The sequence below is a fragment of the Mesorhizobium monacense genome, from assembly GCF_056781675.1.
Window position 1 is genome coordinate 3,196,198 of sequence record NZ_CM165567.1, and the last position, 22,471, is coordinate 3,218,668.

At 62.8% G+C, this 22,471-nt stretch carries 24 protein-coding genes and 2 pseudogenes; 9 read left to right on the forward strand and 17 right to left on the reverse strand.

What is annotated here, in order from left to right; translation table 11 throughout:
- Position 1: 1 nt before the first annotated feature.
- The 4 genes and pseudogenes from AC1RUK_RS15445 to AC1RUK_RS15460 form a co-directional block, all read right to left on the reverse strand.
- Positions 2 to 535, reverse strand: a complete 534-nt coding sequence (locus AC1RUK_RS15445) for a hypothetical protein (RefSeq protein ID WP_481834934.1) — start codon at positions 533 to 535, stop codon at positions 2 to 4.
- 2 nt (positions 536 to 537) lie between these two features.
- Positions 538 to 1,197, reverse strand: a complete 660-nt coding sequence (locus AC1RUK_RS15450) for a hypothetical protein (protein WP_481834933.1) — start codon at positions 1,195 to 1,197, stop codon at positions 538 to 540.
- Between the two features lie 999 nt (positions 1,198 to 2,196).
- Positions 2,197 to 2,655 (reverse strand): annotated as a pseudogene (locus AC1RUK_RS15455) (transposase); the annotation flags it as partial.
- A 121-nt stretch (positions 2,656 to 2,776) separates the two neighbouring features.
- Positions 2,777 to 3,525 (reverse strand): IS5 family transposase gene (locus tag AC1RUK_RS15460; protein WP_481840291.1). Its coding sequence is split into 2 segments (ribosomal slippage): positions 2,777 to 3,198 and positions 3,198 to 3,525, totalling 750 coding nucleotides; the frame shifts between segments, so codons are not numbered across the junction.
- Between the two features lie 360 nt (positions 3,526 to 3,885).
- Between AC1RUK_RS15460 and AC1RUK_RS15465 the strand changes: the two genes are divergently transcribed.
- Positions 3,886 to 4,347 (forward strand): hypothetical protein, encoded by a 462-nt coding sequence (locus AC1RUK_RS15465; protein ID WP_436175154.1) that lies wholly within the window; start codon positions 3,886 to 3,888, stop codon positions 4,345 to 4,347.
- A gap of 228 nt (positions 4,348 to 4,575) precedes the next feature.
- Here the strand turns inward: AC1RUK_RS15465 and AC1RUK_RS15470 are convergent, their stop codons facing one another.
- The 6 genes from AC1RUK_RS15470 to AC1RUK_RS15495 all read right to left on the reverse strand — a co-directional run bounded on the left by AC1RUK_RS15470 (position 4,576) and on the right by AC1RUK_RS15495 (position 10,981).
- Positions 4,576 to 7,044: a phage tail protein gene (locus tag AC1RUK_RS15470; RefSeq protein WP_481834931.1), complete on the reverse strand. Its 2,469-nt coding sequence runs from the start codon at positions 7,042 to 7,044 to the stop codon at positions 4,576 to 4,578.
- Positions 7,044 to 7,643 carry a phage connector family protein gene (locus tag AC1RUK_RS15475; protein WP_481840292.1) on the reverse strand — a complete coding sequence of 200 codons (600 nt, stop codon included), beginning with the start codon at positions 7,641 to 7,643 and terminating at the stop codon, positions 7,044 to 7,046. The genes AC1RUK_RS15470 and AC1RUK_RS15475 overlap by 1 nt, the downstream gene beginning before the upstream one ends.
- A gap of 265 nt (positions 7,644 to 7,908) precedes the next feature.
- Positions 7,909 to 8,091 (reverse strand): hypothetical protein, encoded by a 183-nt coding sequence (locus tag AC1RUK_RS15480; RefSeq protein WP_436175197.1) that lies wholly within the window; start codon positions 8,089 to 8,091, stop codon positions 7,909 to 7,911.
- 380 nt (positions 8,092 to 8,471) lie between these two features.
- On the reverse strand, positions 8,472 to 8,768 hold the full coding sequence (locus AC1RUK_RS15485; RefSeq protein WP_481834929.1) for a hypothetical protein: 297 nt from the start codon (positions 8,766 to 8,768) through the stop codon (positions 8,472 to 8,474).
- Positions 8,769 to 8,898: 130 nt separating this feature from the next.
- Entirely contained in the window at positions 8,899 to 9,888 is a 990-nt protein-coding gene (locus AC1RUK_RS15490) for a Coat protein (RefSeq protein WP_481834928.1), read from the reverse strand.
- Between the two features lie 181 nt (positions 9,889 to 10,069).
- Entirely contained in the window at positions 10,070 to 10,981 is a 912-nt protein-coding gene (locus tag AC1RUK_RS15495) for a hypothetical protein (RefSeq protein ID WP_481834927.1), read from the reverse strand.
- 146 nt (positions 10,982 to 11,127) lie between these two features.
- Between AC1RUK_RS15495 and AC1RUK_RS15500 the strand changes: the two are divergent.
- Positions 11,128 to 11,505, forward strand: a pseudogene (locus AC1RUK_RS15500) (DUF7674 family protein).
- 11 nt (positions 11,506 to 11,516) lie between these two features.
- Here AC1RUK_RS15500 and AC1RUK_RS15505 read toward each other — a convergent pair.
- The gene (locus tag AC1RUK_RS15505; protein WP_481834926.1) at positions 11,517 to 12,089 is read right to left on the reverse strand and encodes a hypothetical protein; all 573 of its coding nucleotides are present in this window, start codon (positions 12,087 to 12,089) and stop codon (positions 11,517 to 11,519) included.
- A gap of 92 nt (positions 12,090 to 12,181) precedes the next feature.
- Between AC1RUK_RS15505 and AC1RUK_RS15510 the strand changes: the two genes are divergently transcribed.
- The 4 genes from AC1RUK_RS15510 to AC1RUK_RS15525 all read left to right on the forward strand — a co-directional run bounded on the left by AC1RUK_RS15510 (position 12,182) and on the right by AC1RUK_RS15525 (position 13,898).
- Positions 12,182 to 12,367: a type II toxin-antitoxin system HicA family toxin gene (locus tag AC1RUK_RS15510; RefSeq protein ID WP_481834925.1), complete on the forward strand. Its 186-nt coding sequence runs from the start codon at positions 12,182 to 12,184 to the stop codon at positions 12,365 to 12,367.
- Positions 12,368 to 12,425: 58 nt separating this feature from the next.
- Positions 12,426 to 12,827 (forward strand): type II toxin-antitoxin system HicB family antitoxin, encoded by a 402-nt coding sequence (locus AC1RUK_RS15515; RefSeq protein WP_481834924.1) that lies wholly within the window; start codon positions 12,426 to 12,428, stop codon positions 12,825 to 12,827.
- A 202-nt stretch (positions 12,828 to 13,029) separates the two neighbouring features.
- A complete protein-coding gene (locus tag AC1RUK_RS15520; RefSeq protein ID WP_436174285.1) occupies positions 13,030 to 13,347 on the forward strand; it encodes a YMGG-like glycine zipper-containing protein in 318 nt (105 codons plus the stop codon).
- A gap of 245 nt (positions 13,348 to 13,592) precedes the next feature.
- The gene (locus tag AC1RUK_RS15525; protein ID WP_481834923.1) at positions 13,593 to 13,898 is read left to right on the forward strand and encodes an energy transducer TonB; all 306 of its coding nucleotides are present in this window, start codon (positions 13,593 to 13,595) and stop codon (positions 13,896 to 13,898) included.
- 25 nt (positions 13,899 to 13,923) lie between these two features.
- On the opposite strand, the gene AC1RUK_RS15530 is transcribed toward AC1RUK_RS15525, so the two are convergent.
- Both AC1RUK_RS15530 and AC1RUK_RS15535 read right to left on the reverse strand, forming a co-directional pair.
- On the reverse strand, positions 13,924 to 14,244 hold the full coding sequence (locus AC1RUK_RS15530) for a Bbp19 family protein (protein WP_481834922.1): 321 nt from the start codon (positions 14,242 to 14,244) through the stop codon (positions 13,924 to 13,926).
- Positions 14,241 to 16,049, reverse strand: coding sequence for a portal protein (locus tag AC1RUK_RS15535; protein WP_481834921.1), 1,809 nt, complete (start codon positions 16,047 to 16,049; stop codon positions 14,241 to 14,243). The genes AC1RUK_RS15530 and AC1RUK_RS15535 overlap by 4 nt, the downstream gene beginning before the upstream one ends.
- A gap of 116 nt (positions 16,050 to 16,165) precedes the next feature.
- Here AC1RUK_RS15535 and AC1RUK_RS15540 point away from each other — a divergent pair, with 116 nt between their 5' ends.
- Positions 16,166 to 16,783, forward strand: a complete 618-nt coding sequence (locus AC1RUK_RS15540; protein WP_481839489.1) for a methyltransferase domain-containing protein — start codon at positions 16,166 to 16,168, stop codon at positions 16,781 to 16,783.
- Between the two features lie 627 nt (positions 16,784 to 17,410).
- On the opposite strand, the gene AC1RUK_RS15545 is transcribed toward AC1RUK_RS15540, so the two are convergent.
- Complete coding sequence (locus tag AC1RUK_RS15545; RefSeq protein ID WP_481834920.1) at positions 17,411 to 17,989, reverse strand: hypothetical protein; 579 nt, start codon at positions 17,987 to 17,989, stop codon at positions 17,411 to 17,413.
- Positions 17,990 to 18,222: 233 nt separating this feature from the next.
- On the opposite strand from AC1RUK_RS15545, the gene AC1RUK_RS15550 reads away from it, so the two are divergent.
- Positions 18,223 to 19,029, forward strand: a complete 807-nt coding sequence (locus AC1RUK_RS15550; protein ID WP_481834919.1) for a class I SAM-dependent methyltransferase — start codon at positions 18,223 to 18,225, stop codon at positions 19,027 to 19,029.
- 44 nt (positions 19,030 to 19,073) lie between these two features.
- Positions 19,074 to 19,445, forward strand: coding sequence for a nuclear transport factor 2 family protein (locus AC1RUK_RS15555; RefSeq protein WP_481834918.1), 372 nt, complete (start codon positions 19,074 to 19,076; stop codon positions 19,443 to 19,445).
- Between the two features lie 36 nt (positions 19,446 to 19,481).
- On the opposite strand, the gene AC1RUK_RS15560 is transcribed toward AC1RUK_RS15555, so the two are convergent.
- From AC1RUK_RS15560 to AC1RUK_RS15570, 3 genes are all read right to left on the reverse strand, one after another.
- Entirely contained in the window at positions 19,482 to 20,000 is a 519-nt protein-coding gene (locus tag AC1RUK_RS15560) for a hypothetical protein (RefSeq protein ID WP_481834917.1), read from the reverse strand.
- 379 nt (positions 20,001 to 20,379) lie between these two features.
- Entirely contained in the window at positions 20,380 to 21,138 is a 759-nt protein-coding gene (locus AC1RUK_RS15565) for a phage terminase large subunit family protein (RefSeq protein WP_481834915.1), read from the reverse strand.
- Between the two features lie 359 nt (positions 21,139 to 21,497).
- Positions 21,498 to 22,442: a Vgb family protein gene (locus AC1RUK_RS15570; protein WP_481834914.1), complete on the reverse strand. Its 945-nt coding sequence runs from the start codon at positions 22,440 to 22,442 to the stop codon at positions 21,498 to 21,500.
- Positions 22,443 to 22,471: the final 29 nt, after the last annotated feature.

A 22,471-nucleotide genomic window follows, 5' to 3' on the forward strand; every position in this document is an offset into this window, starting at 1 on the left:
TCTAATTGTTCCCTGCCCACGAAGCTCTGAAGATGGGGGAAGCCCGGAAGGGTGAGGTGCCGAACAACACGGCATTGCCCGAGGCGCTCGAGGCCGGGCCTTTGCTCGGGTCGTAGATTTTGGAGAGGCCGCCAACCAGGGCATTGCCGGCGTTGAAGATCGAGGCGGTTGCTGCCTGCCTGCCGGAAAAGCGCGCGATGGCGGCCTGCGTGGCCAGGTTGTTCTGGCGCAGCTGCGAGCCGTACTGGATCGCCTTGATGTCGAGCTGGCCCTGCCTGGCATTGGCCGCCAGCACCTCGGTCGGCGAGCCGGCGATGCCGACGCCGGAAGCGCCGGCCTGGGCGCGCGCCTGCGCCTGCAGGAGATCCTGCTTGTGGCGTTCCTGGCCTTGTTCGAAGGCGGCACTTTGCGCGTCGGCCTGCGCCTGCTGCTCATAGGCCCTGGCCTGATGGTCGGCCATCTGCTTCTGCTGCTGGCCCTCGGCCAGCGCGCCGCCGACGGAAAGAACGGTGCCGAGAAGAGCAAGTGTGCACATGGTCAGCCTCGCGCGCCGGCAAAGGGGATGAACTTGCTCTTGATGCCGTCGACCGGCGCGCCAAGCGCCGGGCGCGGGTCGAGCGCGCCGCCGGGGCTGAGGAACGACAGAAGCCTCCTGTCGGCCTGGATCGCCGGGCGGCTGAGGCGGGCGGGTGCGGCCGCCCGCGCGCCGGCCATGGCGACGCGACGGGTGGTGGTCAGGTTGACCTTCAGGTCGGGCACGCCGGCGGCGTCGAACAGGCCGTTGGCGGTGGCAATGGCGCGGGCGAGCGCATCGGCCTCGAACAGCTCCTGGCGCAGCAGTTCGACCAGGCGGGCAACATTGCGCCAGCGCGCGGCGAGCGCTTCGGCCTTCGCGCTGATCTCTTCGCCGAGCGCCGCGATGTCGGCGCGGGCCTCGCCCTCGGCGGCGGCGGCGCGGCGCTTGTCGGCCGCCCCCATGGTCTTTTCGATGAGCGCGATTGTCGCGTTGCAGGCGTCGAGCGCGGCGCGTGCCTCGCTGAGGACGCCATCGCCGAAGATGGCGCGGTCCTCGGCCTGCTGCAGCTCGCGCCTGCGGGCGAGCGCGTCGTTGAGGTCAGTGTCGAGCAAGGCGATGACAGCCGCGAAATCGGCAGCCGTCCGCGCCCTGCCGAGGGCATCGGCAAGGATGTGGGTCACAGGTGGGTCCTTCTTCGGAGAACGAGAATGATTTGCGCAGAGGAGCGAGGCGGCGAAGTTGCCAATCTCCCTCCTCGTGGGGGTTGAGGAGTGGTCCGCGAAGCGGATGGAAAGCCAATTGCTTGGCTTTCCGAACGACGAGCGCCCGGCAGGGCAGAGGGGGGCGCGAAGGATCGCTGCGGTGAGTTAACTCAGATGTGCCGGCGACCTGCCGGAGGGATTTCGATCGTCCGAGAGGCCGGCGGGACAGCGCCCCGCCCTAGGCCGTAGTGACGATTCTCTTCCTGAAAAAGGCAGGTATCCAACCTATCCCTGCCCCTAGGAAGAATCCGTACTCACCGATCGCGTAGATCCAGCCGATGATGAATGCGATGGTACTTATGAATGAGGCCAAATTCCCCGCCTCATGACAAAGATGACGGGGCCAAAACGCCCCAGAACAAACCCGCCGACATCAAGCCGCCAAACCCAACATCCAGATCCAACCGCCACCTCATGAGCGAGCCTATCGTCATGCCCGAAACGCGCTCCCCACAACCGTTGGACCACAACAACCGGCACGGCCGTTATCGGCGTGAATTAAGCGGGCTAATTGCTTCCAGCCCAGGACGCGCGGCGTGGTATACCATCACTATCCGGGGAAACATTGGATACGCAGCCGCTCAGCGCTATCAAAATCAACACCAAAAATAGTCGCATCTTTCCCTCCGAATTGGGGGCACTTAGCGCGGATGTCATGCTGGTGCCTGGCCGCCGACCGAAAGCGAGGCCCGTTCAGAAACTTATGGAGGCCGACATTCCGCGGATAAACCCGGTTTCTGGCGACACAGTAGGCCTCACGGCCGCCCCAGGCAAGGTTGAGCGCGGTGCGGGAGGGTATTCGCCTTGCTGTGCTGCCAAATCCGCCTGAGCCAAGCCTTCCCAGGCCGTTGATGGCGCCGATTCTCGTCCTCAAGGCGCACCTCTCCCGTTGTCTGTCTGCGGCATCGACCTTGCTCCTCAAGCTGGAGCCGGTGGCGCCCGGAGTTGAGCTGTCAGCCGCAGAATTTCCTCGAACAGGCCACGAGACACCGCGACCTCAGCCATCTGGAACGTGACGTATCGGCCGTGCGTGACGATCCTGGCGCCGATCTTGACGAGCTTCTCCTGGAGGCTGGTCAGCGACCAGTGTTTGACCGCCTCCGGCAGTGCCAGCGTCCGCATGAAGTTACCGAGATTGTAGGCGAGCGCATGAAGCTGAAGCTGCACGGCATTGTTCTGGAATTTCCGGCATGACAGCCGGGTCCATAGAATCGCGTTCTTGCCTTCCTTGATGTGCTGCTCGGCTGTGCCGCGCTGGTTGTAGAACGCGACCACGCGCTTGGCCGGCCGGGTCAGGTTGGTGACGATGAAGCCGACGCGGGGACAGAGTTCCCCCGGATGCCATTCCACCTTGGCGACCACGCGGCGCTTCGGATCAGCGACATTCTTTAGCTGCCGCCAGCGCCATTATTAGATACCGAGCGAAACAGGCTACTATGAGAATCAATAGCTTATGAGGTTCCCAGAGACACTCTTAAGTGCCGTTCCCACGATTTAACTATTTGAGCCAGATAGCGATAGCGGCGAGTTTGACGAAGCCCATGAAGTTGGCGAGCAGCTTGTCGTAGCGTGTTGCGACACGGCGGAACTGCTTGAGCTTGTTGAAGAAGCGCTCGATGACATTGCGCTCCTTGTAGAGGTGAGTGTTGTAGGGCCGCTGGACCTTGCGGTTGCGCTTCGGCGGGATGATGATTTCGGCTCCCATTCCAGCGATCTTTTCGTGCAGATGGTCGGCGTCATAGCCCTTGTCGGCGATCATGACGCCAGCCTCGAAGCCATCGACGAGATCATGAGCAAAGGCGATGTCGTTGCGTTGTCCGGGGCTGGCGATCAGGCGGACCGGGTTGCCGAGCGCATCGCCGGCGGCATGGATCTTGGTGCTGAGCCCGCCCAGGCCTTGGGCATCCGCCCCCCCTTTTCCTTGCGGGCGCCGGCGGCATGCTGATGCGCCCGCACGATGGTCGAGTTGATCATCAGCCATTCCAGATCGGCTTCGCGGGCCAGGACCGCCAACATGTCGTCGAGCACGCCCCTCTCGATCCAGCGATAATAGCGTCGCTTCACGATAGTGTGGTCGCCAAGCCTTTCTGGCAGGTCGCGCCAGCGGCCACCCGAACGGGCCATCCACAACAGCGCATCCAAAAATAGCCGGTTGTTCGTCCGAGGACCCCGCTTGCCTTTCGTTCCTCCCGGAACAAATCCTTTGATCCGATCCCATTGATCGTCTCGAAGTGCATCACAATCCATCGCTGACCTCCAAAAGTCAGCGTTGAATCTGATTTGCAACCAAAGGGGAATCCCTAAACCTTAAATCGTCACCACGCCCCAGGGTCAAAACTCAATCACTCTGAACGACCGAGTTCCACCCATGGCGGCCATCCGAACTTATCCGGCCGCATAACTCACGCAATGCCTCTGGTAATGTGGTTCTCATTCTGCCGCACTTGTCTATGATCGGGGATGGACGCAAGTTTCGAAGCCTTTGCCAGAGCAACACTTTTGACAGTCATCCTTACCGTTGGCGGACCGGCGGTCGCGAGCGAACGGGCCGCGACGGCTTCCAAGCGGATCTCCATATGCCACGGCTATGGTTGCAACTATCGCACCATGCTTGTGCTTGGGTCCGGCGACTACGTTCGTTTCCGCTCCATCTTGCATGCGGGCGCGGGTTCAGCCCGTGCCGAACGTTCCGCCATTTCGAAGGCTGTCCGCTATTTCGACCAGCGCATTTTCCGGGCCACCGGTGTCCGCGACCTGCCGCAGTCGGAATTCGGTGCATCGCGTATCAGGGGCCAGATGGATTGTGTCGACGAATCGACCAATACGCATACGCTGCTGGTCTATCTTGCCGAGCGAAAACTGCTCAGGTTTCACAAGGTCGAGGACAAGGCCTCGCGCGGCCTGTTTGTCGACGGGCGCTATCCCCATTGGACGGCGGTGATAAGCGATCACGGCGGAACCCAATGGGTGGTGGACTCCTGGTATGCGGCGATGGGCGGCGCACCGGACATTTTTCCTCTGAGCCAGTGGAAGGAACGTGGCGTGTTGAAAAGCGGTGCGCTGGACTGACGACGGGGCGCCTTAACTCAGGTCGGAAAAAAGTTAGCGGGCGTGCAGAGTGCATTACCGCTCTCATTAGCTGCGGGGGCCGATCAGATGAACAATCATGGAGTAAGTCCGAGATCGCTGGCGCATACCATTGCCACTTACAATTCCCGTCAGTTTTTTGCTTAAAGGCAATGTCTGTCTTCCACCCATCCCGGCCATTGGCGACCGCCTGCTGATTGAGTTTTGACCCTACGGCTCGCCATCAAACACCGGCGTGAACGCCCTGATCGTACAGGGTGTCGGGTTGACGTGGCGGATCCTGACCCTGCCCTGCCCCTCCCAGCTGTCGTCGATCGGCACCTCGACATTGCCGGTGTAAAGCGTCGCCTTGCCGTCCGGCGCGACGATGCTCGGCATGCGCACGCTCTCCCAGCGGCCGCGGATCAGCGACTGCACTTCGAGCCCGGTGGTGTCGGTCTCGAGCAGCGACAGGATCACTTTCGCCACCTTCTTGCGGCGGCCGATGATCGAGCCGTCCCGGCCGCCGACATCGAGCTCCAGCGTGTCGGCCTGCGCCTGGCAGGGAAGCCCGACCTGCCATTTCGTTGCGGTGGCGCCGCCGGGCAGCGTCACCTGGCCGGCGGTCACGGTGAGGCTCCTGTAGACCTTTCCCGACGCCAGCACGTCGACCGACTGGCCGTTGAGATGGCCGAGGCCCGAGACGACGTTGACGGCGGTGCCCGAATAGGTCAGCCCGCAATCGACCTGGAAGGCGTCTTCCAGCGCGCCATATTCGAAGGGCGGCGTCATGATCTCGATGTAGCGTCTGGTCACGCCCGCGATGGTGCGCTTGACGAACAGCCAGATGTCGTCGACGCCGTTCTGGCCGGGCGTCACCACGGCGCTTTCAACCACCGCCCAAGTGGAGTCACCGGGGCTGGAGCCGGCGGAGGCGCCGCCGAAGCGGTGGCGGTGCATGCCGCGCACCTCCTGGCTTGGCTGGTGCGTGTAGCCGCCAAGCTCGCCATTCTCGAGCGGAAACCACAGCATCGGGTCGGGGTCGGTCTGGAAGGCGAGTTCGACCACGCCCTGCTTGGCGATATGCTCGGAGATCTGGCCGATGTCGTCGGACGAGAACCTGCCGGCCGAGGTCTGCACCAGCTCGGCGATCGATTTGCGGCTGCGGGTGACATAGAGGAACGACTGGCCGGCATCGACCGGACGGATGCGGGCGCAGCCGAAGGTGCGCGAGCGCCGATTCTTGAAGGATGATGGCGTCAAGGCCTCGTCGATGCCGGAGCCGGATAGAGCACGCACCCCGCCCAACGTCCCGATCAGCAGCGCACCATCGGACTCCGCGATCCAGACGATGTCGTTGGCCTGGCCGCCGCCGGCCTGAATGAACTCGAGCGCGTCGTCGTCTTCCTCGCCAAGCGCGAAGTTGTCGAAGTCACCGGTGGCCGAGGCATAGACCGAGAATTTCCGGCTGAAAGCCAGCCGCTCCTCGTAGAGCGAGCCGCTCTCGACATATTTGCCCGGCACAAAGGTGCCGAGGCGCCAGCGCGTGATCGGGCTGAGATCCGGCAGAGCGAAGCCGTAGAGTTGGATCGTGACGACAGTCGTGCTGGTTCGCGTAATGATCTTGGCCCAACGCCAGCGGCCATCAGAGCCCAGCAAGCGAATGGCGCGGCCGACATCGGAGGTCTGAAACCCGGTGTCGTTGTTGATGCCGGTTGTCGATGATGCGGTCAGATCGAATGGCGTCTGACTGACGGCAGCCTTGTTCATCGTCAATTCGGCAAAGGAACTGTCGACCGCGCCATTGACGCCTGTCCAGCTGAGCCGGTGATATTCGAACGGCGATTTGTTGAAGAATTCGTAGTAGCGGGTTTCGCCGGCAGTCCACCCGCCCTGCCCCGTCTGGCTGTCCAGGGTTGTCCATGACGAGCCGTTGTTTGACCCCTCGAGCTTCCATGAGACAGGTATCTTGTCGAGACCACCCGCGGTGATTGCTGTGAAATAATAGTTCTCGACAATAGCCTGGGCGCCGCCAGGCAGCCGGTACTGGACCGATCCCGTTGTCCCGCCGCTGCCTACACCGGTGCCGACCTCTTTATCAAAGACTCGCCATGCATCCGCCGCGCCACCGAAACCTGACACCGTGCCCGATGGCGCCGTGTTCGAAGTCATCTCTGGCGTAAGCGAGCCATAATCCGCGGGGGTCAGCGTCGTGCTGGTGTCGTTGATGTCATCGTAGGGACCATCCTCGAAAGGATAGTCCTCCAGCGTCCACGTCGCGTGCGCGGTGCGGGTGAGAACCTTGAGTGGATAATCCTTGTGGCTGATCCACATCTGGTCGGCCGACTGCACATAGGCAAGGTCGAACAGGTCGGCCTCGAGGTAGGGCGAGGCCACCTCCACCGTGCCGACGCGGACGCCATAGGCATAGACGCGGATATAGAGGTCGCCGAACTCCAGGCAGTAGGCCTGGTCGGCGCTGAAGATGAACGGGATGGCACGCGTCCTGCCGGCCGAATTCTTCACCTCGCCGACGAAATAGCTGCCGCCGCGCTTACGGATGCCGCCATGCGGCAAGGTGACGAAGTTTTCGCACTTCGACAGTGCGGCCCGATAGAGATCGAGCGAGGCGCGCGCGTGCAGGCGCGGCGAGATCTCGCCGCGGGTGAAGACGTCCTGGACCGGAAAGAGCGTCGCCATCAGCGCACATACCTGTTGTCGCCGCGCTGGATCGCCCAGGACGCGCTGTAGGTGCGGCCGCCGCGCTGGATGGCGTTGGCCGAGAAGGCAGCGTCGAGCGCCCGGTCATAGGCCGCGCGGGCGATGTCGATCATGCCGGTCTTGTGGGTCAGCGGATGCGCGATCTTGACGGCAAGGGCCGCCACCAGCACTTCGGTGAACAGCGCGTCCCAATCGTTCGGGTCGGTGAGGTTGGCGATGTAGCGGATGGCGAGCGGGCCGCGCCGATCGGAATAGATGATCCCAGCCTCCTGGCGCCAGGAGACCGGCACGCCGTCCGGCTGGCCATTGCGGGTCGGCGGCAGCGGGCGCAGGCAATCGGCCGGCAGTTCATAAGCAAAGTTCAAGGTGCAGCCGCCGCTGCCGATGTCAGACCCGGGAACGCTTGCCGACAGGATGGCGAACACCCAGGCGTGCTTGCTTAGTTCGGCTTCGCGCGTCAGGTCGAAATGCAAATTGAGCAGGCGCGCCGCCTTGATGTCCTGGTCGAGTGAATCGATCGGCGCCTCGTCGAGCACGGCGACCGCCATGTTGGCGATGTCGAGCGGGGTGATGGCCATGGGTCAGCGCCCCCTCGGGGAGATGGGTCGAGCAAGGGTCATGGTGTCTCCGGGCATGAAAAAGGCCGCTGCGAAGCGGCTGGGGACTTTTGGGGCGGGCGGGCAAGCGGAGCCGGCGGCAAAGCTGCCAATCCTTCTTGGAGGGCCGGCAGGACAAGGGTGCGCGAAGACGTGCCCGAGAGGCCGGGCGCGAATGACGGCGATGGATTCCTAGGTCGGAATTGGTAGTACCCTATCGACCTATCGGATCAGCACACCGCTCGCTTCACGAACGTCGCGGTTTCGCCATTCCCAGCCCTTTATCCAGAGCTTCCTCCAAGCTTGTCGTGTAGAGCGCGGTGTCTTCCAGTCCACCAAAGAAGTTTATGCGGTGGACTTCACCTTTCTTGCTCATGACAATTCCTGCTTCTCTGAGCAGTTCCTGAACTGATTTGTAAGTCATCTCCACGATTACCTCTGCCACCACAGGTATATGCTCGCTCCTTTGTGTAACCGATTGGTGCCGTTGACTGTGAAGCCCGCAACATTGGCCGCAACCTGATCCTAGGCCTATCGAGCTAAGGCCTATCGGACTAATTGTGCGGAACGCGAAACGCGCTCACACTCCATTTTCCGAAGCCCAGTAAGCCTCCAAAGCGTGCTGATCCAGCTATCGGAATGTTTGCCGGCACCCAACTTCCCCCCGAAGCCCGTCGGCAGGCAAAGGCGGACCCACTGTCCCCCGGGTCCGCCTTTTTCTTGTGCAAAACGATAGAGCTGTCCGGAGCGATCGCGTCAGCCGTCGAACACGGCTTCGGTGTTCAGCTGTGGGCAGCAGCCTCCGGCTTGTCAGAATACCCACTTGCGCCAGATGGGACTGGAGAACATCGCCAAGACCATCAGCATACCCAGTACGAGCCCGAGGCCGGCCGAAAGGAGCGACCACCAAGCAAGACGGTCACCTTGATCTGCACGGCGCTTCAAGGCGTCGTATTTCGCGAAATTGGAGTTGGCATAGAGCGAGGAACGCTTGACGCGTCCAGCTTTTATGTCCGCATCCAGCAGATTGCCTCCATACCAGTTGAAGGGCAACGAAAGTGAACCGATGGTCATGATGACCAGGAACAACCAGCTGAAAGTATTCATTGTCGTGCTACCCGAAAACTTCCAGTTCTCTATCCGCCTCGATAGCAAGGAACAGTTACCCAACCAAATACAATTCGACGCTTTTGGTCGTGGGGCGGGCGCTGAGCCCCCGCCCCCCTCCTCAGCGCGCTCAGGCCTCGCTGGTCTTCAGCGCGATGAAGGTCATGTTCTTGACGCTCGACGCGGTGCGGTCCCAGTTCGCCGCCAGCGCCAGTTCGGCATCGGTGGCGAATTCGCCGGCCGAGGAGGCGTCGAGGAAGCGGGTGCCGGGCACGTGCGGCACGAAGTGCCGGCGGCCGACCATTTCGGTGACGCCGCCGCCATGGCCCTGGCGCGGCTTGCGGTCGAACTCCAGCGGCCCGCCCTCGGTGTTGACCGGCAGCTCGTTCCACAGGATCGCCTTGTCCTTGAACATGAAGGCGGTGTAGACGCCGGTCGCGACCGGGATGTCGTCGTCGACCACGCAGCGCAGCCCCATGTAGTAGGGGATGAGCGGCCCGCCCTGCTCGGAGGACGGCACGTAGTCGATGAGGTCGGCGAGCTTCAGCGCCTTCATCTGCTTGGAATGCATCCAGATCGTCTTGAACTTGTCGGCGCGGTCGCCCATCAGATAGGCGGCCTCGATGATGTCGGTGTCGACGATGGAAGCGCCGGTGACGCGCACCAGATCGCCGGCGTCATTGGCGATGTTGTCGGCGACGACGCCTTTCAGCATGCCGAGCAAGGTCAGCTTGTTGGCGCGCTGCCAGTATTCGGTCTGGCGCTTGACGATCAGCTTCTGCGGATCGTCGCCGGCCAGGATCGAGGTCAGGTCCGGAACGCCCCACGCCTGGGCGCGGACATTGCGGGCGGCGACCTCGCGGCGCGAGCCAATCTTCTTCATCTCGATCGAATCGGCCGGATCGTCATTGACCGGCTCGGACGGATCGTTGCCGAGATCCTTCCAGCCGGGCATGTCGACGGAGCGGCCGCCCATCGACAGTTTCGAGGCGATCGACGGGTCGGAAAACAGGATCCCGGCCTGGTAGATCTCGAGCGACTGGACATGCTCCTCGAACGAGTATTGCGCATAGACGGACGGAACGATCGCGTCCGCGATACGGGTATAGGCGTCTGCCATTTTTTCTCTTCCTTCAGGGGTTGATTGGCGGCGAACTCTTGGAGGCCGTTTCGAAACTCGCTCCGGCGAGCCAGGTGGTGGGGGTTTCGAGAACCGGAGCGCAGCGGACATTCAGGTCCGTGAGCACCGGAAGCGCAGAAAACGCCGCCAGATGGCCGCCGGAGTAGAGTTTCCAAACGGACTAGAGAGGGTTGTTCGGCATCCAGAGATCCGGGTTCTCGCCGGCCTCGCGTGCCAGCCGCCGGGCGCGGGCCGGGTCGCTTTTGACGAGGGCTGAAATCGCCGAGATGTTGCGGTCGCCGGCGGCGCTGCGCCTGAAGGGATTGCCTCCCCTCAAGGCCGCGCCGCCGTCGATCGTGTCTTCGGTAAACATCGCTTCGCCGATGGCCTGGAAGGCCCTGGCGATCTGCGGATCGGTCAACGCCCCGTCAGGCAGAAGGATGCCCTTCGCCTTGTAGGCGTCGACCAGGCCGAGCTTCTTCATCGCCCGGTTGGCGACCTCGAGTTTCTGGTGAAAGCCGTCGCTGTCGGTCGGCCCCCAGTCACGCACCAGTTCGTCATGGGTGGCCTCGACCGAGCGGGCAAGCGCGATCTCCTGGCGCACCGCCTGCTCGGCCATGTAGCCGACGAACCTGTCGTGATAGGCCTGCGCGATCTTCGGCGAAGCACCGGCTTCGACCGCCCAGGCCTTGGACGCATTGGCGAGTTCGTCCGAATAGGCGAAGTTTTCGGGCAACCCTTCCGGGCGCCTGTATTCGACCTTCTCGGACGAGGTGAGCGGACGCATCGCTTCGGGCAGCCGGGCATGGAACCTGTCCCAGTCTTCCCTCGAGGCGTCGGCGGCCGGAACGCGCAGGCTTTCACCCTGCTGCCGCTCCAGCTCCGCATAGGATGTGAAAACCCGATCGAGGCTTTCAGGCTTGGTCCAGCCCTTGGTTTCAGCGAGCTTGCGGTTGCCTTCGGAAAGACCGTCAAACCAACTTTTGGCCGTAAGCGGGGCGGACCCGTTGTCCCCGCTTGCCGGTGGCCGTACTGGGTTGCCCGCCGACTGCACCTGTGCAGCCACGGACCCGGCGTCTGCCAGATCTGTCATGAGAGATTCCTTTGTGTTGTTTGCAAGAAGAAAGGCGCCGGCTGGTTCAACCGGACTTGGAGCTTGTCTGTCCGAAGCCTTCGAGCGAAAAGAAGCGCATGACCGGAAAGAACGAGGCTACAGATTTCACATTCAATCGCTCGAACATGTTCGAGCCGCTCCTGCTGGCCGATCCCGCGTTTCGCGGGGAATGGGACAAATTCCTGGGCGAATGGCGCGACAACGGCGAGGAACTCCCGCTGCACCTGGCCTTGTCAGAGTTGGCGCTCCACCTGATCCGTAATCTCGAAGCCGGGGAAACAGACCGCTTCGGCGACATTTTCGACGTCGCCGAGCGCTGAATCGTCGAAGGCAATCGCTACGTGCGGGAAGCGGCCATCGTCGGGCTGCTCGAGGACATGCAGAACAAGGCCCTGCATCGCACCACCAATCCCGACGACTTCACGCCATGGCTGCGGCCACAGTCCGCCCTCTGGTGGACGAAACTCTACGCATTCTGGTCCGTCGGAACGCCATTGATCTGATGCCAATCGGCTCAGACATTGTCGCCCCAGTTCTCCCACAGCAGCGTGATCGTGCCGGTCACCGCGATGGTGCCGTCGGCGTCGATGTCGGTGCCCGTTGCGAGAGCGAGGTTGAGATAGAGGTCGACCGGCGTCGCCGTGCCGTCGAGCGTCAGCGCCGAGGCGATATCGGCGGTCGAGGCGCTGGACAAAGCAGCGCCCGCCCCGTCCAGCGTGCGGCCGGTCGAGGCCAGCACGTTGATCATGGTGCCGGCCAGCGTCGCGCTCGATGCCGCCACTGAGCCCAGCGACCAGGTGAGCGCGGCATTGTCGTTGATGGTCGCCGCACGGGTGGTCAGCACGGCGAACTGCAGCCGCGCCGTGCCGCCCTTGATGCGCACTTTGCCGTCGGAAAAGTCGAAGATCTTCTGGCTGGCATAGGCGAGCGCATCGGTGACCGGCACCTGCATGCCGGCGAAGGTGAAGACTGTGCGGTACGAGCCGCCCTGCCCCGTGGTGACGGCTTTCAGGCCGAGCCTGGGCGGGGCAAGGCCGGCCTCGCGGGCAGCGGCGCGGACAAGCGTCCGCTGAAGACCTCGGGTCATGGCATTTCTCCATTCTTGGGGGGAATTCAGGACGGGAAGACTGTCGACATGCCTATGGACGCGCTCTTGAATTGTGTGTATCAATACACAACATGAAGAGTGCCGATGTCATCGACAGACTGTTGGCTGATGGCTGGTTCGAGGTGGCTCGGAAGGGCAGTCACGCTCAGTTCAAGCACAGGTCGAAACCCGGCCGAGTGACGGTCCCGCATCCCAAGCGCGACATCCCGATCGGCACGCAAAATCAAAGTGTTACAGCGTCCTTTGCGCGCCTGTAGGCGCGCGGCGCTGTAATGAGTATAGAAAAGCAATCCGGTCTGAAGCTGAGGTAGAGAAATGCGTCACTATATCGGACTGATCCACAAGGAAGCGGACAGCGATTTCGGCGTGTCCTTCCCCGATTTCCCGGGCGTGGTCACGGCCGGCACCAGCCTCGACGATGCACGCGGCATGGCGGAGGAGGCTTTGGCCTTTCACGTCGACGGCCTTGTCGAGGATGGTGAAGCCATTCCCGAACCGTCTTCCCTCGAAGAGGTGATGGCCGACAAGGACAATCTGACGGGCGTCGCCATACTTGTCGCCTTGAAAACCGACTCGACGAAGGTGGTGCGCGTCAACGTCACCATTCCGGAAGACGTCCTTCACCAGATCGATCAGTACGCGGAACGCCACGGCTACAGCCGCTCCGGATTTCTGACCGCGGCCGCAAAAAAGGCGATGCGGACCGAAGCGGCGTAGTGGGCTCGCAACCTGATTCAAGCCAAGGCGTTATCGTGCTGTTCGTTCAGGTCTTTCCGGTTTGGCGACCATGATCTTCAAGAGCCGAGAAACCATGTCTCATTTCGTGAGGTACGGCGCCTACCTTCCGCCGCAATGCGCCAGCACTTGGCACCCATTCGCCCCTTTCTTCAGTCTCGGGGCTTCAAAGGAGGTTCTCCAGATGATCATCAAGAAAGCCATTTTGGCCGTGCTCATGACTGCAGCACTTGCAGGCTGCGAGACGCAGACCGAGGGGCAGCAGAGAGCCACCACGGGTGCGCTGCTCGGCGGCGCCGGCGGCGCTCTCGTCGGCCAGGCGATCGGCGGCAACACCGAGAGCACGGTGATCGGTGCGGCCGGCGGCGCCCTGCTCGGCGCGGTCGTCGGCAGCGCCACCACGCCGCAGCGGCGCGGCGAACAGCTCTGCCGCTACCAGGACCGCTACGGCCGCATCTACACCGCACCCTGCGACGACCGGTATTACAACGGCGATTATTGATCGTTAGCCCCCTTCTCCCCGTTCACGGGGAGAAGGTCCCGGCAGGGGATGAGGGGCAGTGCGACTTTCCGAGATGCTGGCGCCGCCCCTCACCTGCCTGCCGGCATCCTCTCCCCGTAAACGGGGCGAGGGACGCAGCTTCGGCCTCGGCGCGATCTCATCTTACCCGATGGTTTGATCCCTTACCCTGATCCGCGATCGACGCTATCGTCTGCCATCCAAGGGGGGCGACGATGCGACTTTTGATGACTTTGCTTCTGTTGGTTTGTTCGGTCTCTGCACACGCCAGCGAGGCTGGTCGTGTTGAAACGCAGATCGGAAGTTGCCTTCCGTTGCCGGTAGCCGCTGTCGACAATCACCTCAAAGCCATTTTCGAGGTGACATTGGACAAGGCCGGCAAGGTCAAGTCGGTTACTGTCGTATCCTACGAACCTCATTCGGAAGCGGCGGCGGAAGCCGCCCGGCAACTTTCGAAATTGGTCCAGAGGTGTTGGCCGCCGGGCGTCAAAACCAGCCCGATGCAGCTCACCGTGGATTTGAGCAAATTTTAGCTATAGGGCAACATCGCCGCCTCACCTACCCCTCCGCCCTTGCCGCCTTCTCCAGCGCCACCAACTGCGCCTCGTCCAGCGTCAGAAACCCCATGATGTGCTGCACCACCTCTGCCCGCGCATTGCTGAGCGCGCTGTGCAACTCGAAGCCGTTCGGCGTTTTGGTCCGTGCCATCCACTCGCCGTAGGACGGGCGCCGGTAGTAGCCGGTCACTGCCACGAGATCGGCCAGCACCATTTCGCCGTCCTCGCCGGAGAAGACCCTGAGATAGGCCTTGGCCAGCGCGTCTCGCGCCTTGGCCGGGCCGCCTGCCTGCATGGAATGGGCGAAGCGTTTGCGGTTCATGCGCCGCCTGCTCCGCCCGGGGCGCCAGAGCCAGGTCCGCCAGTACCAGCCGCCGCCAGGACCTGACCGCCCGTTGCGTCGACCGGTGCACCCTGCCCGCCCTGCAGCATGCCTTGCAGGCTGTCGAGCAGGCCACTGTCGCGCGCTTGCACCGCGGCGGGCACGGCGTCCTTGGCGACCTTGCCGGCGGTGGCGATCGCCGCCATGCCGGCCTGCGCTTGCTGCGCTTTCGCCCTGGCATCGCGCATGCCGGCGACCTCTTGCCTGCGGCGAAAAATGCGCTGCGGGCTGCGGCCAGCGCTCTGCACGACCTTCAGCGCTTCGTCGGCGTCGATATTGTCCATGATGCTCGCGTCGAACTGCGCCATCTGCATGGCCGTCGTCACCACCTGGATGGTGTCGCGGGCTTCCGCCGAGCGCCTCAGCACATCGAGCGGGCCGGTGAAGGTCGGCCGCACCGCCTTGCCGGCAAGGCTCGCCGGCGGCAAGAAGCGGCTGTCCTCGTCATAGAGGCCCTTGTCCTCCAGAATGCCGAGCTCACGGTCGAGATTGGTGGCAAAGCCGGCCTGGATGATCGAGCCGGAGGGGCCGAGCAGCGCGCCCTTCTCTTCTTGCCTTATCAGCGCCTCGGTCGCCGTCATCTGCGGGTTCTGCACCAGCGTCTGGAACAGATTGACGAACATCATGTCGCGGATTTCCTCGGCCCGGCTCGCCGCGTAGTTGAAAGCGTATGTCGGGTTCTGCCCGGTCGAGATCGGCGCGATCAACGGCCGGCCATTGTCGTCGATCAGGCCGGGATAGTTCTCGCCGGGATTGAGCACCGGCACATAGTCGAGCCGGGCTTTCGAGGCGGTCGCCGGATCGGTGATCTGCTGCAAAGCGCGCAGGCCGGAGCGGCGCACCGCATTCTCCTCGCGCACGGTCGTCAAGGCCTCGATGGTCGGCGAGATGCCGTAGGCGTCGCCCTCATAGCGGCGCCAGTTGAAGCACGAGACCGGGAAGGTGCGAAACCCGCTTTCCCTGACGATCGCCTCCTCGTCCTCGATGACGTGATAGGAAGCAAAGGCCGCGTCGAGATACTGGTAGGCGCCGCCGCTGCGGTACATGCGGCGCTCGTCGCGCGGCTTTATGCACTGGATCAGCGAGATTTTTTCGTCGCATTTGGCGGGATCGTCGACCAGCATCTTGATGCGCGCCGGCAGTTTTTCGTAGCCGAGCAGCTGCGCCGCCTGCCTTGCCGTGCGCTCGTAGCGGCGATGAAAAATGTCGACCTGGCCCCAGCGGTTGCGCGCGAGATAACCCTCGGCCACGGGAATGGAGGCATAGCGGATCAGGGTGCCGCCAAAACCTTCCTCGGCATAGAGATAGGCCGGGCCGTAGCGCACGACGTTGCGCAGGCAGGCCTGCGTTGCCGGCACGAAGTTGGAATTGGCGGAGTAGCGCAATGAGAACAGGAAATCGCGCAAAGCTTCCGCCCATTCCTTTTCCTCGTCGGTCTCCTCGTCGTTCATCTCAGCGGTCGACAGACCATGCCATTTTTCCGACTGCGGGATGATCAGGCTTTCCAACCCCGCGGCCAGCCGGTTGGCGGCCGAGTTGATGGTGTTGGCATAGACGCGGGCGCCGCGCCGCTCCTGCCGCTCGGCCTGCGAGGCCCGGCCGGATTGCCTGCGGCCACTCCAGACGTCGGGCGCGTCGGGATCGCAGAATTCCGAGACCGCCTCCCAGACGTGCTCGTATTCGGCGCGTTCGCTCTCGAGTTCGGCCTGGCGCGACAGGATATCGCGGGCGCGGGAATCGGTCATGGTGGGAATCTTTCTTCGCTGTCGTTCACTTGCGCGCGAGCGGTCAAATTTCTTGCGCTTTGCGATGTTAAGGAGGCAGCGCGGCGGGGCATTGGAGGAGGTCGATTGTGACGACTGTGACGACAAGCCTTGCCGGTACCCTGACAAACCAAAGCAAACGTGCCGTGAAGCGGCTGATCGGCTATGATTCGCGCAACTGGCTGCGCATCCGCCAGATCGAGGCGTTCACCGAGTTCCTGCAGGCGGGCGGCCGCAAATCCTCCGATGTGATCGAGATCTCGCCGGGCTGGAACCGCTACTGGAAGGCGCTGTGCCCCAACTATACCTCGGTCGATTTCCCCGACTTCGACATCTGCAAGGACCGCACCGACGAGCAGTATTCCATCGTCATCGCCGACCAGGTGCTGGAGCATGTGCAGCGGCCGCTGGCGGCAGCGGAGAACATCCACGCCATGACCCGGCCGGGCGGCTGGGCGATGGTGGCCACACCCTTCCTGTTCCGCGTGCATGCCAGGCCGCACGACTACAATCGCTGGACGCCGGCCGGCCTGAAGCAGCTGATGGTCGAGGGCGGTTTTCCCGAAGCGAACATCAAGGTCCAGGGCTGGGGCAACAAGGCGTGCGCCAAGGCCCATATTGGCGGGCCGGTGCGCGCCTACGGCCTGTGGCGCGACCTCAGCAACGACGAGGAATACCCGCTGATGGTCTGGGCCTTCGCCCGCAAACCAAGCTGATCCGGCTTTCGGGCGCGGCAGGCAGCCGCAGCCGGACAATCGACGTCGATCCTGTCCTCCTCAATCAGGCCGTGCTAATATTGGCGGGCTTGGGAGGACCGTCAGATCGACTTCATCGGAAACCTGTTCGCCGGCCTCTGGGCCGCCGGCGTGCTCGCCGCCCTCTGGTACGTCTGGAGGCGGCGCACCCCGCCTGTTGTCGAAAGCGAAGAGGACAAGGCCCTGCGCGAGTGGCTGGACGGGCAGATGTAGGGGCTTTTTTGACCTTCTCCCCCTGTGGGAGAAGGTGGATCGGCGCGATAGCGCCGAGACGGATGAGGGGTGCTGGAAGAAATGAGGCGATGGCGATTTCAAACAAATTGCCAAGCTGGAACACCCCTCATCCGACCGAGCTTCGCTCGGCCACCTTCTCCCACAGGGGGAGAAGGAAGAGCCTTCACCCGCCCCGCCGCTTCACCAACCGCGCATGCCTTCTCCAATACCACCACGCCAGCACGCGCTTCCTGAAACTGCGCTTCATCGCGGTCATCGCGTCACACGCCCAGCAGAACGCGGCGGCGGCTGGTGAGATCGCCGGGCGCAAGGTCGGTTTTCACCGTGCTCAAGCTTCCCTGGCGCTGTTCGAGCTCAGCCCGCAAGGCGGCTTCGCGCGCCTGCACGTCCTTGTCCTCGACCGTCGGTGTCGGCGGCAGCGGCTTCAGTTCCGGTGGCTTTTGAAACAGGCACATGGCTTTCCCCGAGTTGAGAGGTTCTTGTCCAGTCGTAGAGAAAAAAGTCCTCGCCGTTCCTGCCGTAGCCCGGCAGACGGCAGCGTTGCGTGGCGCCGAGCCGGCCGAGCCAGCCCAGCGCCAGATCGTTGGCGGCGAGCGCCCGCGCCTCGACCCGCCAGGCGCCGCGCGCCGCGACCTGGCGGGCGAGCACACCGTGGAAGAACCGCGTGATCTGGGGCACGCAGCGCCGCATGCGCCGAGTGCCCCAGCTCCAGGCAATCCACAACCCGCTACGTTGTTCGGCGGCACCGAAGCCGGCCTCCGGATTGCCGTCCAGCTCGGCGACATAGGCAAAGCCCTGCAGCGCCGTCAGCGCCAGCAGGGCCGGCGACCAGTGGTCCAACTGGCAGTCGATCTCGGCCCGGTCTTCGGGGCGCAGATTGGCGGCGATGTAGGAGAGATCGCGCAGGGTTGCGGGGATGATGCGAAGGGTCATGCAAGGGCCAGAGCCATAGGGATGCGCCTCGCCTTGGGATCGGAGCCCCGCGGCCTTGACCAGCGCAAGCGCTGGTGAACTAACTTCGGACGTCGAACGCGCGCGAACAGAACCATAATGCCGAGTGCCGGATTATGCCGCGCTGGAGAGCTGGAACCCGCAGTTTGCCGGGACTTTCCGGCGCGGTATGTCGGCATGAAATATGCCAATCTCGGATCGATCCATTGGAGGCAATGATGCCCCTGCCCAACGGCGCGATGAGCCGGGCAAATTTCCCGGAGATGTACGAGCGGTGGCTCGCAGGCCCTCTCTTCCAGCCGTGGGCCGAAATGACTCTCGAAGAGGTGGCGTTGTCTCCAGGCGATCGTGTCCTCGACATCGCTTGCGGAACAGGAATAGTGGCCCGCGTTGCAAGCGAGCGGCTCGGTGACGCCGGATACGTCGTCGGCATCGACGTCAGTTCGGGTATGCTTGCCGTTGCGCGCGCCGTGGCACCGGGCATCGACTGGCGCCAAGGCAATGCCAGCGCCCTGCCTCTCCATGACGGAGAGCAGTTCGACGTTGTCGTCTGCCAGCAGGGCCTGCAGTTCTTTCCTGACAAGCCCGCGGCGGCAGCGCAGATGCGGCGGGCGCTGGCGAAGGGCGGCAGGCTGGCGGTAGCCACATGGCGATCCGACGATGAAATCCCGTTCTTTCGGGACCTGCGCCGCGTGGCGGAGCGCCACCTTGGCGCCATCACGGATAAGCGGTACAGCTTTGGCGACGCGGCCCCCGTTGAGGCGCTGCTCCGGGACGCCGGCTTCCACGAAGTCCGGTCAACGACGATATCGCGCACAATACGCTTCCAGGACGGCGCACCCCTCCTGCGATTGAACACGATGGCGCTCGTCGGCATGAGTGGCAGGGAAATGGGCGATCAGGAACGCAAGCGCGTCGTGGAGGCCATCGTGAGTGAAAGTGCGCCCGCGCTGCACCCCTACGCCGATGGATCGGGACTCGCTTTCGAGCTCAGCACCAATTTGGCGACAGCCGAAGGCTAAGGTGTTCCGGCATAATGGTCATGCGACTGGACGGGGACGGGCGAATGGACATTCGATCGACACTGACCGAGCTATGCGAGGCCTTCAACGCGCACGATCTCGATCGCATCAAGGCGTGCTTTTCCGACGATTGCGTCCTGGAGATGCCGAGGGGAAGCAAACCCTGGGGTTCTCGTTTCGAGGGCAAAACAAGCGTACGAGAAGCGCTGGCAACACGCTTTGAGGGCTTGCCCGATGTCCACTACGGCAACGATGAGCATTTCGTGGATTCGGCTGCCAAAACCGGCATCTCGAAATGGACACTCACCGGCACCACCCGCGAGAGGGCGAAAAAGGAGGTCCGGGGTTGTGACTTCTACACGTTTCGTGACGGCAAGGTGATCCGCAAGGATTCGTATTGGAAAATCGTGGAGTAGGCGCTGCTCCATGGGGTCAATTCGCCGACATTGAGATCAGACTATTCCAGCTTGCCGCAACGCATCCGCTGCCTGCAAGGCCTTGCGTATGGAAGCACCCAGTTCGCCATGCTCGAGCCCAGCGGTGACCTGCACGCAGACGTCGCCATGAAGACTGCGGACGGGTGCGGCTTCCAACTGCAAGATGAGATTGATGGTCTGCACCGTCACTCTCGAGCTCTTGCTGTTGAAGCCGGAAACGGACCTGTCGCCCGATACCTTGAACACGGCCCAGTCGGTCAGCTTGGCATGGCGCTGATTGGGCGGCTCCCGGGTATCGTGCCTGAGCAAATGCTCGCAAACAATACGACCAAGGTCCTCATCGCTGGCATCGATTGGCAAGACCGAAGGCTGTCCCGCTTCAAGGGACAACGAGCCAGGAATCGACATCACCGAGGTCACCAAGAATTTGCGGTCAGCGTAACGGTAGATGACAGCTTCGAGTTCGCCGCCGTTCAAATTGCGTTGCCGCTTTATCGCCAGCAGCGATGAGCCTGGCAGGTCCAAAAGGTTCATTTGGGTCCTAGCCCTCTCAGATTACCCTCAAATGGCAAGGGGTCGCATCAGCTTAGAGTGTCTGGCCTTCGGGCCAGGCGGTTGTCCATGTCAGTCAGCTTAGCAAGAATGCCTTCTTGCGCCCGTACCATCGCCTGCTGAACGCGGATGAGCTTGAATGTGAGCCAGATCGAAACCAGGAGATAAATCAGGAATGGCAGCCAGGAAATGAAGTACCCGAGCAATGAGTTTTCCGATTCCATAATACCCCCAGACTATAGTGTTGCCGCGTTGTCCTTTATTGCCGCCGGGCACGCATGAAAGCAAGCTGCGGGGCTTCCAATATTTCCAATATTGACGTACTGGGCCGTCGCCTTGTTCAGGCGCTGTACGAATTCGCTCACCGGAACGCCCCCAGCGGATCGCTCTGCCCCGCCGACCGTTTTCGCCCCACCTTGAACTCCGCCGGATCCACCACTGCCTCCCGCAGCATCATCACACCGTAGCGGGTCGCGGCCATCAGATCATCGCGCAGCTTCACCACCTGGCCGTCCTTGCGGTGGTAGAGGCGGAATTCCTCGAACCAGGGCAGCAGCGTCGAAAACACCTTGAAGCGGCCGGACTGCATGCGGTCGAGCATCTCCATCAGCCCGGCCTCGACCGACACCGCGCCGTCTGCAAACTGGGCGTGGCGCGACAGCATGTTCAGCCCGTGCGCGGCATATTGCTTGGCCAGCGCCACGCCGGCGCCTTCCAGCGTTTCGCGGCGGCCGTCGCGCGGCCAGGCAAAGGGCAGCCACTCGCCCCAGGGTTTCAGGGTCAGCGCCTGCATGGCCGGCGTCTGCTGCGCGGCGCGGGCTGCCTTGGTGACATAGACGACATCGGCCTCGGTATCCCAGGCGAGCTCGACCGCGGCGGAGGGATGGTCCCAGCCGAAATCCAGCGCGCCGAGCCTCGGCCAATAGCGCGGCAGCCGGAACGGCTCGCAGGCAACCAGTTGCTCGGCCACCGGAAAGATGCGGCCGGAGCCCAGCACTGGAATGCCCTTTGCCCTGGCTTCGCGCTCGTGCGCGGGATAGGCGGCAACGACCGCGGCGCGTTCGCCGGGTGTGTAGTGCTCGGCATCGTCGATGGTCATGAAGGTGACGTGACGGGTCATGGGCTTTCCGGAGTGATTCAGGAAGCGGAGGCACCGCGTTGTTCGGGCGGGATTTTTCATGTCCAGAGTCGGCGCCGCCCCTCACCTGCCTGCCGGCATCCTCTCCCCGTACAATGACGGGGAGAGGGGCGCTCTCATCGGCGGTTTCGCCAATCACCAGCGTCGCAAACAGGGCGCGCCAAGATTGCGGCAAGCGCCCTTCTCCCCGTCACTATACGGGGAGAAGGTGCCGGCAGGCGGATGAGGGGCAGCGCAACCGCAGATGAATTGAGCTCAACTGCTTGATCTCATCTCCACTTCACCCGCCGACAAAAACAACAGCACCACATCCGACATGCCCAAGAGCGGCGCGCCATTGACTAATTCACTGGCGCCAGCCGTTGGATCGCTTTGATCCAGACCCAGAGCGACCCTGATCCGTAGCGGACGAGACCGAACGAGGCCTTGCTCTTGTAGCGGCGCGTAATGGCGTTGGTCGCCGGATCGATCTGCAATGCCGCGATGCTGCGAGGAATGGATAGCCAGACATAACCACCCCCGAAGGAAATTTCGCCGGTGTTGCTGAAAGCGCCTGTGTCGATCGTCGCCTGAATCCTGGGATTGTGTGCATCGATCCGCTGGACCGTGCCATCGCCGAGATTAACCACCCAGATCGAATTGGCGCCGGAGGTCAGCATTTTTGGAGACTGGTTAAGCTTCGTCGTCGACACGATCGCATTGGTCTTGGGGTCGATCTGGTAGAGTTCGCCTTTGACCGGGCCTGTCACCCAGACGCTGCCGTAGGCTACGACCACACCAGCCGAAGATGAAGGGAGCGATATTTTCGCTTCGACCGCACCGTTTCCTGCATTAAGCCGCGTCAGCGTCTTTTCCAGGTTCTCCGCCGTGACTGCCCAGACCGCACCCTCGCCTACACCGATAGTGCCCTGTGTCGAAAGCATTTGCGCCGAGAATGCCGCGACTGCAGCGTTGGTCGCGGGATCAACCTTGAAGATCACGCCCTTGCCGACGTCTGGAACCCAAACGGCACCTTCGCCCACGGCCATGCCGCGCTGTTTCGCAGTCCCGCCATCGAGGCTGATTTCAGTGATCGAATTGTCCGCTGCGTCTACTCGAAGCAGTGTGCTGCCGTGGGTCGCCCAAAATGAACCGAAGCCAAACTCCGTGGTGCTGGTGTAACTGGCCTGGAACGGGAATTCGGCTTCGACGGTCAGGGTTTCGATCGGCACATCTTCAAGGGCCCAGCACCCGCTCGACGAGAGCCAGTAGAACAGCGCCGCAGCGAAGAATCCGCCCGTTCTCATCTCCCTCTCATACATAACGGCCATGAGCA